This is a genomic window from Microbacterium sp. NPDC086615 (genome assembly GCF_040686055.1).
In the GTDB taxonomy this organism is placed as follows: Bacteria; Actinomycetota; Actinomycetes; order Actinomycetales; family Microbacteriaceae; genus Microbacterium.
The window spans coordinates 197,158-209,575 of sequence record NZ_JBFBJJ010000002.1 but is presented as its reverse complement, the minus strand read 5'-3'; the positions used below and the strand labels follow the sequence as shown (position 1 = coordinate 209,575).

At 68.0% G+C, this 12,418-nt stretch carries 13 protein-coding genes and 1 pseudogene; 8 read left to right on the top strand and 6 right to left on the bottom strand.

Features of this window, described 5'->3' with window-relative positions; genetic code table 11:
- Positions 1-34: 34 nt before the first annotated feature.
- Together AB0O24_RS03255 and AB0O24_RS03250 are read right to left on the bottom strand one after the other, a co-directional pair.
- A pseudogene (locus AB0O24_RS03255) lies at positions 35-1,174 on the bottom strand (MMPL family transporter); the annotation flags it as partial.
- A 253-nt stretch (positions 1,175-1,427) separates the two neighbouring features.
- On the bottom strand, positions 1,428-2,036 hold the full coding sequence (locus tag AB0O24_RS03250) for a TetR/AcrR family transcriptional regulator (protein WP_275798597.1): 609 nt from the start codon (positions 2,034-2,036) through the stop codon (positions 1,428-1,430).
- A gap of 447 nt (positions 2,037-2,483) precedes the next feature.
- On the opposite strand from AB0O24_RS03250, the gene AB0O24_RS03245 reads away from it, so the two are divergent.
- The 5 genes from AB0O24_RS03245 (at position 2,484) to AB0O24_RS03225 (ending at position 5,889) form a co-directional block, all read left to right on the top strand.
- Positions 2,484-3,143, top strand: coding sequence for a TetR/AcrR family transcriptional regulator (locus tag AB0O24_RS03245; RefSeq protein WP_363372560.1), 660 nt, complete (start codon positions 2,484-2,486; stop codon positions 3,141-3,143).
- A 78-nt stretch (positions 3,144-3,221) separates the two neighbouring features.
- Positions 3,222-3,962: an SDR family oxidoreductase gene (locus AB0O24_RS03240; RefSeq protein WP_275798575.1), complete on the top strand. Its 741-nt coding sequence runs from the start codon at positions 3,222-3,224 to the stop codon at positions 3,960-3,962.
- A gap of 95 nt (positions 3,963-4,057) precedes the next feature.
- Positions 4,058-4,960 (top strand): SDR family oxidoreductase, encoded by a 903-nt coding sequence (locus AB0O24_RS03235; protein ID WP_275798577.1) that lies wholly within the window; start codon positions 4,058-4,060, stop codon positions 4,958-4,960.
- Positions 4,957-5,304 carry a nuclear transport factor 2 family protein gene (locus tag AB0O24_RS03230; RefSeq protein WP_275798579.1) on the top strand — a complete coding sequence of 116 codons (348 nt, stop codon included), beginning with the start codon at positions 4,957-4,959 and terminating at the stop codon, positions 5,302-5,304. The genes AB0O24_RS03235 and AB0O24_RS03230 overlap by 4 nt, the downstream gene beginning before the upstream one ends.
- A gap of 429 nt (positions 5,305-5,733) precedes the next feature.
- The gene (locus tag AB0O24_RS03225) at positions 5,734-5,889 is read left to right on the top strand and encodes a chemotaxis protein CheY (RefSeq protein WP_363372556.1); all 156 of its coding nucleotides are present in this window, start codon (positions 5,734-5,736) and stop codon (positions 5,887-5,889) included.
- A 21-nt stretch (positions 5,890-5,910) separates the two neighbouring features.
- Here AB0O24_RS03225 and AB0O24_RS03220 read toward each other — a convergent pair whose 3' ends face one another.
- Both AB0O24_RS03220 and AB0O24_RS03215 read right to left on the bottom strand, forming a co-directional pair.
- Entirely contained in the window at positions 5,911-6,807 is an 897-nt protein-coding gene (locus AB0O24_RS03220; protein ID WP_363372743.1) for a signal peptidase I, read from the bottom strand.
- 157 nt (positions 6,808-6,964) lie between these two features.
- Positions 6,965-7,579: a hypothetical protein gene (locus AB0O24_RS03215; protein ID WP_275798583.1), complete on the bottom strand. Its 615-nt coding sequence runs from the start codon at positions 7,577-7,579 to the stop codon at positions 6,965-6,967.
- Between the two features lie 190 nt (positions 7,580-7,769).
- On the opposite strand from AB0O24_RS03215, the gene AB0O24_RS03210 reads away from it, so the two are divergent.
- The 3 genes from AB0O24_RS03210 to AB0O24_RS03200 all read left to right on the top strand — a co-directional run bounded on the left by AB0O24_RS03210 (position 7,770) and on the right by AB0O24_RS03200 (position 10,188).
- Positions 7,770-8,177 (top strand): MarR family transcriptional regulator, encoded by a 408-nt coding sequence (locus tag AB0O24_RS03210; RefSeq protein WP_275798584.1) that lies wholly within the window; start codon positions 7,770-7,772, stop codon positions 8,175-8,177.
- A 219-nt stretch (positions 8,178-8,396) separates the two neighbouring features.
- Entirely contained in the window at positions 8,397-9,164 is a 768-nt protein-coding gene (locus AB0O24_RS03205) for an acyltransferase family protein (protein WP_275798586.1), read from the top strand.
- A gap of 124 nt (positions 9,165-9,288) precedes the next feature.
- On the top strand, positions 9,289-10,188 hold the full coding sequence (locus tag AB0O24_RS03200) for an NAD(P)-dependent oxidoreductase (protein ID WP_275798587.1): 900 nt from the start codon (positions 9,289-9,291) through the stop codon (positions 10,186-10,188).
- A gap of 46 nt (positions 10,189-10,234) precedes the next feature.
- On the opposite strand, the gene AB0O24_RS03195 is transcribed toward AB0O24_RS03200, so the two are convergent.
- Together AB0O24_RS03195 and AB0O24_RS03190 are read right to left on the bottom strand one after the other, a co-directional pair.
- Positions 10,235-10,582, bottom strand: coding sequence for a hypothetical protein (locus AB0O24_RS03195; protein ID WP_363372552.1), 348 nt, complete (start codon positions 10,580-10,582; stop codon positions 10,235-10,237).
- The gene (locus AB0O24_RS03190; protein WP_363372549.1) at positions 10,582-12,303 is read right to left on the bottom strand and encodes a 2-isopropylmalate synthase; all 1,722 of its coding nucleotides are present in this window, start codon (positions 12,301-12,303) and stop codon (positions 10,582-10,584) included. The genes AB0O24_RS03195 and AB0O24_RS03190 overlap by 1 nt, the downstream gene beginning before the upstream one ends.
- Between the last annotated feature and the right edge of the window lie 115 nt (positions 12,304-12,418).

Here is a 12,418-nt window from a genome sequence, read left to right as displayed (position 1 = left end):
GCTCCGATTGCGTTATGCAATGTCGGCTTCGGGCACGGTTCTTGCGCGTCAATACCCGGGTGCCAAGCAGGGCGAGGAGGGCCGGGGCAGCGGTGATGGCGAGGAGGATCGCGATGGCGACGCAGATCGCCCCGACGGTCCCCATCATCCCGAGGAACCCGATCCCGGTGACGTTCAGGGCGAGGAGCGCGATCAGGACGGTGGAACCGGCGAAGACCACGGCGTTGCCCGAGGTGCCGTTGGCGAGCCCGATCGACTCGTGAAGCTCTGTCCCCTCGAGGAGCTGGCGGCGGTGACGGTTCAGGATGAACAGGGCGTAGTCGATGCCCACGGCCAAGCCCAGCATGACTCCGAGCACGGGGGTGAGGGAGATCATCTCGACCACGCCGGACATCGCCAACGATGCGGTCACGCCGATCCCGACGCCGACGATCGCGGTCACCAGCGGCAGCGCCGCGGCGATCACGGTGCCGAGCATGATCAGCAAGGTGAGCGCAGCGACCGCCAGGCCGACGATCTCACCGGCCCCGAAGATCTCCGTGCAGCTGGAGTCCAGCTCGGTCGCGAACTCCACCGAGACGCCATCCGGGAGGCCGCCGCTGATGTGGTCGGTGACCGCGGCCTTCGTTTCCGGGGTCACATCGTCTTGCGCGGCATCGAAGACCACCGTTGCCAGCGCGGTCGTGTCGTCCTCAGGCACCGTGCCGGACCTCGCCGACATCTCCAGCAGGCGGGACGAGAGATCCAGGGTCTTTGCTTGTTCGTCCAGGTCGGAGAGCTGCTCGGAGAGATCCGTCTGCTGCGTGTCGAGCTCGGTGCGTTGCGCATCGATCTGCTGCTGTTGGGTATCGAACTGCGCCTGTACTGCATCGGGAAGGTCGCCGGCCTGCTGTGCGCGCTGGAGTTCCGTGTCCAGCGGGGTCTGTGCGGCGTCGAGTTGCTCGGCTGCGGCGTCGAGCTGCTCCTGTGCCGACGACAGCTGATCGCGACCGTCGCTGATCTGTTCCTCCCCGTCCGTGATCTGTTGCTCTTGATCGGAGATCTCACGGGCGGTCTGGAACGGGTCGGTCGTGGTGTCGACGCCCGCAAGGCCGCCGGCACTCTCCAAGAGCTCGCTGATCGTTCGCTTCTGCTCGCTGGAGAACTCGCTGCCGTCCTCGGTATGGAACACCATGCTGCCGGTGCCACCGCTCGCGCTCGGGAAGGATTCCGTGAGCTTGTCCGTCACCCGAGCGGTCTCGGTTCCCGGGATCGGGACGCTGGAAGACAAAGTCCCGCCTGCGATCAGGAATGCACCGACTGCCAGCGCGAGGATGGCCAGCCAAGACAACAGGACGGTCCAGGCGTGGCGGGCCGAGAAACGACCAAGACGGTACAGCAGTTCAGCCAAAATTCACTCGTAACTTTATGGTGGATGCGGGCGGGGATCAGTTCTGGGGGAGGTAGCCCCTGCGCGCGGTGTCGATTACGCGCTCTAAGAGCTCCGCCCAGAGCGCGCGGGCTTCGGCACTCGTCGCCGCGTTAGTGGCGGCGATCCAGTGATAGGCGACCGCAGAGGTTCCGCTCATCAGCGATGCCACGATCAACTCAGCGTCCAGCTGGTCGATAGTGCCGTCACGTTCTGCGAGCTCGCGGGAGAGCTCGGTGGTCGTTCGGGAGAACGCGCCTTGGAAGATCTGCTGCGGCCGAGGATCGATCGCGTCGAATCCGCCGAGCGCCTTCCAGAGGTAAGAGATGATGCCGGGAGCATCGGCTGCCCGCAGAGCCGTCGCGACATTGTCGAAGGCGTGAGCGGGCCCTCCAGCTCCTGCAGGCTGAGCCAGCATGACCTCGCGGAATCGGTCGATGATCGATGACCAGGCCTCAGCACAGGAGGTCGTCACGATGTCGTCGATCGAGGCGAAGTGATTGAACACCGTCCGACGCGACACCCCCGCACGTTGCGCAAGTGCATCCACATCGAACCCGGCGATCCCCGCTTCGCTGATCATCCATCTGGCGGTATCCAGGATCGCGCGTCGTCGTTTGGCTTTCACCACGGATCGGCCGTCGAGGGAATCTGAAGGAGAAGTCACTTGCTTGCACTAAGTGCAATATGCACAAAGTGCAAATTGATCTACTGAGAGCAGGGGAGCGGACGTCCGGATCGTGCGTGACACCGGATCTGCTCGCGCTGAACGATGCGAGCTGCAGGCCCGTGGCCGAGAACATGGAAAGAATGCCTAGCATCCGCGCCGTCATCACCGACGAATCTCCCGACCAAGCTGACCGCAACGGATCATCTGTCGCGCGTCGGAGATCAGCTCCCAAACGTCGTCGGCACTGGCCGGCCTTGGAGGGGCAGTCGGGTGTCGCTATGTAGGGCCGGGCGCCGTAAGAGTACGCATCCTCTCGCACCGAGAGTGGAGCAGATCACCGATACGATAAATTCATTGCGCTGATACCACCGTCGTGTTATCGTCGATTACATGAGTTCGAGATCGGTGATCCTCGATCGTGCGGTGGAGTTGCTCTCTGTCTCCGAGACCGGCGATGTGTCGACGCGTGCGGTGTGTGAGGCCGCGGGCGTCGGACAGCCGGTGTTGTACCGGATGTTCGGTGACAAGGACGGTCTCCTGGCGGCCGTGGCCGACCGGGTGTGGGAGCAGTACCTCGGTCCGAAGCGCGCGGCGGCCGTGTCGGATGACCCGGTGCGGGATCTGCGTGACGGGTGGGACAACCACGTCGCCTTCGCCCTGGCCAACCCCCATGCCTACCGTCTGGTGTTCGCCAGCTCGCTGTCGTCACGGCCGGCCGCGGCCGGCGAGGCCATGACCCTCCTGCGCGGGGTGCTGGAGCGCGTCGCGGCGCAGGGGAGGCTCCGGTTGGAGGTGGGGGAGGCGGCGCGGATTGTGATGGCCGCCAACAGCGGGATCGCGCTGTCGCTGATCCTGCGTCCGGAGCAGTATCCCGACCTGTCCGCCTCGACTCAGATGCGCGAGGCGACCCTGCGCGCGATCCTCACAGAGGATGTCCCGGACGCCGGTCAGGCACAGCGGGTCGCCGCCACCACACTGCTGGCGGGACTCACCGACGCCGCGGCGTTCACCTCTGCGGAGGCGGCGCTGCTGGCCGAGTGGCTCGAACGCATCCGCACCTCCTGACCCGCCCCCTTCCTCTCCCCGTCCACGCATCCGCGTGAGCGGTGTCCGTCGACCCTGAAAACAAGGAGATACCCACACATGAAGACGAAGAGCACCCCTCGCATCGCCCTCGTCACCGGTGGTTCCGGTGGGATCGGCAAGGCCGTCGCCCAGCGCCTCGCGGCCGACGGATACGCCGTCGCCGTGCACTACGCGGGCAACAAGACCAAGGCCGACGCCCTCGTCACCGAGATCACGGACGCGGGGGGACGGGCGATCGCCGTCGGTGCGGATGTCGCCGACGAGCACGCCGTCTCCGCCCTGTTCGACGAGGTCGCGCAGGTCTTCGGCGGGATCGACGTGGTCGTGAACACCGCCGGGATCATGATCCTGGCACCGATCGCGGAGTACGACCTCGACGCGTTCGACCGGCTGATGCGCACGAACGTGCGCGGCACGTTCGTCGTCTCGCAGCAGGCAGCCCGCCGGGTGCGCGAGGGTGGGGCGATCATCAACTTCTCCACGACCGTCACCCGTGCCCAATTCCCCACGTACGGCCCCTATGTGGCCAGCAAGGCCGCCGTCGAAGGACTCACCCTGATCCTGGCGCGCGAGCTGCGCGGGAAGGACATCACCGTCAACGCTGTCGCTCCCGGCCCGACAGCGACGCCGCTGTTCCTCGACGGCAAGACCGAGGAGCAGATCGCGGGGCTGTCCAAGGCCGCCCCTCTGGAGCGCCTCGGTCAGCCCGATGACATCGCCGAGACCGTCGCGTTCCTCGCCGGCCCCGCCCGGTGGGTGAACGGGCAGACCATCTTCACCAACGGCGGACTCGCCTGACCCCCATCCCACCGCCGGCCGGCCTTCGCCGAACGCTCCCTCCCCGGCGGGAGCGGCCCGCGCATGTGGGCGGCTCCTGCCAGAAAGCAGTCATCATGACCTCTTCACGCATCATCGTCATCACCGGCGCCTCCTCGGGCTTCGGCCACCTCACCGCCAGGGCCCTCGCGCGCGCCGGGCACACCGTCTACGCCGGCATGCGCGAGACCGCCGGTCGCAACGCGCCCCGCGTGGCCGAGCTCGCCGCGCTCTCCGCCACGGAGGGGATCGACATCCGCGGCATCGAGATGGACGTGCAGGACCAGGACTCCGTCGACACCGCGATCGCCCGGATCGTCGCCGAGCAGGACCGCCTCGACGTAGTCATCCACAACGCCGGGCACATGGTCCTCGGCCCGCTCGAGGCGTTCACCCCCGAGCAGCTCGCCCGGCAGTACGACATCAACGTGCTCTCCACCCAGCGCGTCAACCGCGCCGCCCTCCCCGTCCTGCGCGCACAGGGATCCGGGCACCTCGTGTGGGTCGCCTCCAGCTCCGCCCGCGGCGGGCACCCGCCCTTCCTCGCCCCGTACTTCGCTGCGAAGGCCGGTATGGACACCCTCGCCGAGAGCTACGCGGCGGAGCTGATCAAGTTCGGCATCGACACCACCATCGTCGTCCCCGGCGCCTACACCAGCGGCACCAACCACTTCGCGAACTCCGGCACCCCCGCCGACACTGCCCGCGCGGCCGAATACGACGCGCTCTACGGACAGCTGCGGGAGAACATGGCGGGCGCCCTCGCATCGATCTTCCCCGAAGGACGCGAGGTCACCGAGGTCGCCGACGAGATCGTCCGCGTCATCGGCCTCCCCGCCGCCGAGCGCCCGTTCCGGGTGCACGTCGACCCCAGCAAGGACGGCAGCGAGGTCGTCTCGGTCGTCTACGACCGCATCCGCGCCGAGTTCTACCACCGCATCGGCATCGACGAGCTCCTCACCCCGCAGGCCACGGCATGACCACGGCCAAGACCACGACCAGTGGCCTCCCCGAGACGATCGCTCAGTTCATCGACGCCACCAACACCGCCGACACCGCCCGGTTCCTCGACGCCTTCACCACCGATGCCACCCTCGACGACTGGGGACGCCAGTTCCACGGCCGAGACGGCATCGCCGCATGGAACGACACCGACAACATCGGCGTCCAGGCACACTTCGAGCTCGTGAAGGTGGCGGAAGCCGACGTCGGGCACGTCTACGTCGTGACGCTCGCGGTGTCCGGCAACGGCTACAACGGCACCGGGCCCATGACCTTCACCCTCGCAGACGGACGCATCCACAGCCTCGTCATCAGCCCCTGACGCATCCGCGGGTGGGAGCGCGTGAGCCTTTCATAAGCCCCAGGTGAAGCCCCGATGGATCTGCGGTCGGCTACCAAGAGCCGGGACCTGGTCGGGACCTGATGCATGCAAACCATGCAATCCATGACGTGAAATGAGGCCTTCTGCGGGACGGGGACGCCCGAAAAATGAAGGATTCAGGTTGAACCGTCTACCTGGGGGTCAAGGGGTCGCAGGTTCAAATCCTGTCATCCCGACAGTCGAGGCCCGAACTTCCGCAGGATTGCGGGGGTTCGGGCCTCTTGTCGTTTCCGTGCCTTTCCGGCCGGACAGGCTCGATGTCCGCGCGTCGATGTGGCGACGGTCTGAGGCCGCGGGGCGCCGGAACATTGCGCCCGAAACGAGGCCGCGGCTATTTTGGGGCGGGTGCCAGAGCGGGTTTCGGAACGAGTGCGGAGGCTCCTCGTCGAGCAACCGAGCATCGACGTGCGCTTCACCGCCGCCATCGCTCCGGAGAGCTTCCACCACGCGGTCCGGCCGGGCGCTTCGGTGCTGTTCCTTCACCCCGTCCACCGGGAGCTCGTGGAGCAGCTGCGCGGCGGATGACTGCCGCGGGAAGGCCGGTGCTCAGGCGCAGCGCGCCACGCCGACCCACAGGATCGTCACGGTCGTCACGCTGCGCGAGTCCGAGCTCGTCGCGCCCCAGGTCGGCGTGAGGTTCGTGCGGACGCGGACGACGGAGGTCCGACCGAACGAGAACGGGGTATTCGCCCGGAGTTGGACGGAGCGGGCTTCGGGCCCGAGGGTGGCGATGGAGCCGCGGCCATCGACGAGGACCTCGAAGCTGGAGGGCGTCTCGGCGTCGTAGCTCCAGCCGACGGTGACGGAGCCGTCGAAGTTGTTCTCGCAGGTCAGATCCGACGGCGCTTGAGCCGTCGCCGCGCGGACCGACCCGAGCGTCTGCGTGCGATCGGAGAAGGATGCCGCGTGGGCCGGTGAAGCCGCGGCGACAGCGGCAACCGTGAACGCCGCGACGAAGGCCACCGTCCGCGACCTGGCGCGGCGCGTATCGGCATCCTGTGACCGTCCGCTGCCGCGCACCTCGGAGCGCGGCGCGGGAGGATCCCCGTCGTTCCGCGCGGTCGGGGGAGCGAGAGCCACCGCGATGACGACGATGAGTCCGAGGACCGTCGTGGCGAGGGCGACGACATCTCCGTCGTGCGCCTGCTGGATCGGGATGCCGATCCAGGGGACGCGGAGGGCGCCGATGCCGAGGACGTCGGCGCGGGCCACCGGAGACGAGTCGGCCTCGGGGTTGGCGTCGCCTTTGGTCGTGAGCTCGGCGCCGTCGATGGCCTGGAGGCGGTGCAGTCGGAGGCGTTCGGAGTGGTCCGGGTCGTCGACGAGGACGACCTGACCAGGGCGCAGTTCGGCGGGGTCGATGGGGCGGCTGACGACGAGGTCGCCCGGCTGGATGGCGGGTTGCATCGAGCCGGTCATGACCGTGGTCGTCTGCCATCCGATCGCGAGAGGCGCGACGGCCCAGAACGTCAGGCCGAAGACGGCGGCGAGCGCGGCTCGCGCGGAGATGACCGCGCAGAAGCGGAGCCAGGCCCACGACGGACGGGCGGGCTCCGTCGTGGAGAACCCGCCCGCGCCGTCGGTGGAGCGACTCCTCAGCTCACTGATTTTGCGCTTCCCAGGTGAAGTTGACGTTGGCGGTCGCGCCCATGATCGACGACGGGGCGTTCGTCGAGACCGCGTACGTGATCTGGAAAGTGCGCGTCTCGGGGGAGCTGCCGCCCGCGGGCGCCCAGTTTCCCACGCCGCTGCCGTAGTCCGTGGCGCCATTCACGAACGAGCTGAGGGTGTTGTCGTAGACGGACGCGCCGGACGAGATCGGCGAGAATCCATTGCAGCTGCCGTTGCCGCCGCCGGTGCCCTGGGTCACCGTCAGGTTCAGCCAGTCGCCGATGCCCTGGCTCTGGGACGCGTTCGTCGCGTACAGCTTGACGGCGGCCGGCAGGGTGCCGGTGGAGGTGACGGCGACACAGGTGGTGCCCGTCGATCCCGGCTTGAGGTTCGTCGCGTCGAACGCCGCGCTGTTGGGTGAGCTGTTGGTGAGCCCCACCGAACCTGCCGACCAGTTGTTCGATGGGTTCGAGGTCGTCGCCGAGAAGGCGGAGTACGACGCAGTGGAGACCAGCGCGCCGGCGGCGATGAAGGAGAGGGGGATGACGGCGATCGTCGCGATCTTGCCGAGACGACGCGAGGGGATGGTGGCAGTTCTGCGCATGAGAAGGGCTCCTGGAACGGGGAGGACGAATGAGGAGAAAGCACGTGCTCCGGAAAGTGCCTAGCGGAACTATAAGAATGTGAAACTAGTAACTCAAAATGTGAGACATAGTGTGGACTATTCTTTCTGAATGGGGTATGCGCAGAATCCCGGAAGGGAATCGTCACCCTCCGCGAGTTCCGAAGCGATCGTGTCGGCGTGGTACCGCATGCAGGTCGAGAATGCGCACCTTCTTCAGCGTCTTGCGCTGGAGCACGACCTCAATCCGATCGATCTCCGTGCCTTGAAATTCCTCGGTGTCGACGGCCCGCCGCAGACACCGAAAGATCTCGCCCGATTCCTTCAGGCCGGCAGCAGCCTCGCGAGCGCGGTGATCGAAAGGTTGGAGTCCCGGCACCTCATCCGTCGCGCGCCGAATCCTCGCGATCGGCGGAGCACCCTTCTGCAGCTCGATGACGGTGGACGCGAGGTGGTCGATCAGCTGCGCGGGTTGTACGGCCGAGCGCTCTCGGGGTTGTTCGGCCACCCCGATCAGGACGCGATCCTCGCCGCGGTGACGCAGATCGGGGAAGGGCTGCGCGAAGCCGCCTCGTTCTGACGCGTGGTGATCGCGCCCACCGCGATGAGCGGGGGCGGGGTGAAATGCGGCGCGCTCGCTGCGGACCTCGGAGCGAGCCGGTGTCTGGCTCCTCGCGGTCGGTGACCCAGGTGTTTGTTGGTGCCGGTGCGGCGATCATGAGCGGAGTGCGAAACGCGCGCGGCGGCGACGACGACTCGCCCTTCCGATGAGACGATCATCTCCACGATGAAATGAATCGTGACTGAGCGCATCGGCTGGGTGGACCTCCTCCGCGGGGTGGCGGTCGTGCTCCTCTTGCTCTGGCACGCCTCGTCCCTCCCGGCCTATCTCGGATGGGAAATGCCCGTCTGGCTGTTCCTCGTCAACGAGATCTTCTTGCCGTGGCGGATGCCCACGCTCATGTTTCTGTCAGGCATGCTCCTCACGCGAGCACGTCGAAACGATCTCCGCGACTACTACCGAGGCAAGGCTCGCACTCTGTTGTGGCCGTATCTCGTGTGGTCCGCGCTCTACCTGCTGACCTTTCCGTTCCCCGATGGCTCGATCCTCTCCGCGCGGTCGTGGATCGCCACGGGATATCTCTGGTTCATCTTCTTCCTCCTCGCGTACGTCGTCGTCGCACCCCTCGCGACGAGGCTGGCGTGGCCGATCGTGATCCTGCCGGCCGCGGTCATCTCGGCGGCCGCCCCCGCTGTCTTCGCGATGATCTTCCTCACCGCGATCGTGGCAAACCGCGTCGCACCGGGCCTCGCCGCGACGACCGCGGGCCGCTCCGTCGCCTGGATGGGGCGCAACTCGATCGTCTTCTATCTCGCGCACTTTCCGGCGATGGTGGCGGTCGGCCAGATCGCGACGATGTTCCCCGTGCCGCTGGGGCTGTGGCTCGTCGTCGCCAACCTGGTGGTCGGACTCCTCACGTCCTCCGTGCTGGCCCGATACTCGTCCACGTTGCCCGTCGCCTGGCTGTTGCGGATAGCGCGGCGGCGACCTCACACCGCTGAGTGAAGGAGAGGCGGCTCTGCGGCCCGTTCTCAGCCGTACGACCGCACCAACACCCCCTATGTCGATGATATGCGGCGCTTTCCCCGTCGCCGGGGGACGGCGGGTCGGGCGACCTATGCTCGGGAGCGTGAGGATCCCCGCTGCGTCGAAGCGAACGGTCGGTTTCATCGGACTCGGCCTCATGGGGGTGCCCATGGCGACGAATCTCGTGCGGGCCGGATTCGACGTGGTTGTCTGGGCCCGCGCGAGCGGGCCGGTCGACGAGCTGGTGGCGGCCGGTGCACGGCCGGCGGCCGACGTCGCCGGGGTGTTCACCACCGCGGAGACCGTGGTTCTCATGCTGCGCGACGAGGCCGCCGTGGATGCCGTGCTCTCCCGCGGCACCGGCGTCTTCTCCTCCCTGGTGACCGGCCACACCCTCGTACAGATGGGCACGTTCGCCCCCGCGTTCTCGCGAGCTCTCGCCGACGACGTCGAGGCGACCGGCGGACGTTATGTCGAAGCCCCGGTGTCGGGCTCGCGCGGACCCGCGACGGACGGCACGCTCGTCGGGATGCTCGCGGGAACTCCGGATGCCATCACCCACGTCGATGAGGTCGTCGGGGCGATGTGCGGTCAGGTGTTCCGCTGCGGCGACATCCCGGCGGCGCTCACGATGAAGCTCGCTGTCAATACGTTCCTCATCACGATGGTGACCGGTCTCGCCGAGACCTTCCACTTCGCCGAGCGCGGGGGAGCCGACGTCGAGGTGCTGCGCGAGGTTCTCGCGGCCGGGCCCATGGCATCCGTCGTCTCGACCGGAAAAGCCCGGAAGGTGACCGGCGGCGACCTCTCGGCGCAGGCTGCGATCGCGGACGTCCTCAAGAACGCGAGGCTCGCGGAGGACGCGGCGAGAGCGGCGGGATCGGCTCACCCCCTCATCACGGCGAGCCGCGAGCTTTACGAAGAGGCGGTCGCCGAAGGCGCGGGAGCACTCGACATGATCGCGGTCGTGAGGGCGTTCGAAGCGCGGACATCGGCGCAGTGACGATCACCGTGCCGCGGCGGAACGAATCCCGCCGCGGCGCGTTCGCTCAGAAGCCGATCACCGTGGCCCCCTCGCGCGAGTAACGCAGGAAGGCGTCGCGCGCGATCACGAGGCTCAGCCCGCGGGCGCGCAGCGCGTCTTCGAGGCCGTCGGCCCGCGCGAGCGTGATGCACGCGCCCACGGGGATTCCGGCGGCGAGCAGTTCGTCGATCTGCTCGTTGAAGCGGCGGTCGAGGTCGGTGTCGGCGCGCCCGAGGCGGCGCTGCGCGGCGCCGAAAACGAAGACCTCGAGGGGCGGATCGTCGGGGCGCGCGGCATCGGCCATGCGGCGGGGGAGCCTGCTGCCGATCAGGAGCGAGTCGGGGTCGTCGTGGAAGAGGTGGACGACGGTCATCACGATCCGACCACCTCTCGCGCCGCCGCCACCGCGTTCGCGGCGCGGACCACGGCGTCCACCGAGGCGGTGAGCACGGAGCCGTTCCGCCCCGCGACCCACGCGGGGCCGTCGGGGCCGCGGTACTCGAGAAGCGTGAGGGCCTCGGCATCCGCTCCCGCCCGCAGTGAGCTCTGGTGCAGCGACAGGATCTCGAGCGCGATGCCGCCGCGGTCCAGAGCGCCGACGACCGCATCGACCGGGCCCGTCTCGGAGACACCGCGATACTCGATGCCGTCGACCTCGACCGCCACCTCCGCGCCTGCGTCGACCCGCAGCGACGTCACCCGCACGGCGTCGTCGGGGCCGGACAGGTACGCGTCGGTGAAGATCGCCCAGATGTCGTCGGCCGTGGCCTCGTCGCCCGTGCAGTCGGTGTGCCGCTGTACCTGGCGCGACAGGTCGATCTGCAGACGGCGGGGGAGTTCGAGGCCGTACGCCGTCTCGAGCAGGTACGCGATACCGCCCTTGCCGGACTGCGAGTTGACCCGGATCACGGCGTCGTACGTGCGACCGATGTCCGCCGGGTCGATCGGCAAGTAGGGCACGCGCCACGCGATCTCGGCCTCGTCGCGGCCCTCGGCGAGAGCCCGGGCGCGGTGTTCGGCGAAGCCCTTGCGAATGGCATCCTGATGCGTTCCGCTGAAGGCGGTGTGAACGAGGTCTCCGACATACGGATGCCGGGGCGAGACCTCCAGTCTGTTGCAGTGCTCCACGACCCGGCGGACTCCGTCGATGTCGGAGAAGTCGATCATCGGGTCCACGCCCTGCGCGTGCAGGTTCAGCGCGAGGGTCGCGAGGTCGACGTTGCCGGTGCGCTCGCCGTTGCCGAAGAGGCAACCCTCCACCCGCTGTGCACCGGCGAGCACCGCCAGTTCGGCGCAGGCGATGCCCGTGCCGCGGTCGTTGTGCGGATGCACGGAGAGGATCACGGCATCCCGACGGGCGAGGTGGGTGTGCATGTACTCGATCTGGTCCGCGTACACGTTCGGCGGGGCGACCTCGACCGTGGCCGGCAGATTCAGGATGACGGGACGCTCGGGCGTGGCATCCCACAGCTCCGTCATCGCGTCGCAGATCTCGAGGACGTAGTCGGGCTCGGTCAGGTTGAACACCTCGGGCGAGAACTCGAACCGCACGTTCGGAAGGTGCCCCGCGAGCTCCCAGACGTCGCGGCCCCCGGCGAGGATGAGCTCGCGCAGCTCGTCGCGGTCCTTGCCGAGCACGGTCTCGCGCCAGGTCGGAGCCGTCGCGGTGTACAGGTGGATGACCACCTCGTTCCGGATGCCGCTGATCGAGGCGACCGTGCGTTCGATGAGGTCGCGGCGCGCCGGGGTGAAGACGACGATCGTGACGTCGTCGGGGGCGATGTCGCTCTCGGCGATGAGCCGGACGAAGTCGAAGTCGGTCTGCGAGGCGGAGGGGTAGCCCACCTCGATCTCGGTGTAGCCCATCCGGACCATGAGGTCGAAGAAGAGGCGCTTGCGCTCGGGGTCCATGGGTTCGGAGAGCGCTTGGTTCCCGTCGCGCAGGTCGACGGGGACCCACAGCGGTGCCTCGGTGATGCGGCGCGTCGGCCATTGCCGTTCGGCGTCGGCCAGGGGGACGTCGACGCGCGAGTAGACGTCGGTGTAGCGGTGAGAGGGCATGCGCGAGGGGCGCTGCCTGTTCCAGGTGGTCATGTTTCTCGGTTCCTCGGGGTGTCGCGGGGGCGACCGGCGCAGCGTGCGGCTCCACGACGGGGAGCCGGTCTGGTCAGGCCCCGTCGTGGCGACGAAGAAGGAGGAATCCGCGGAA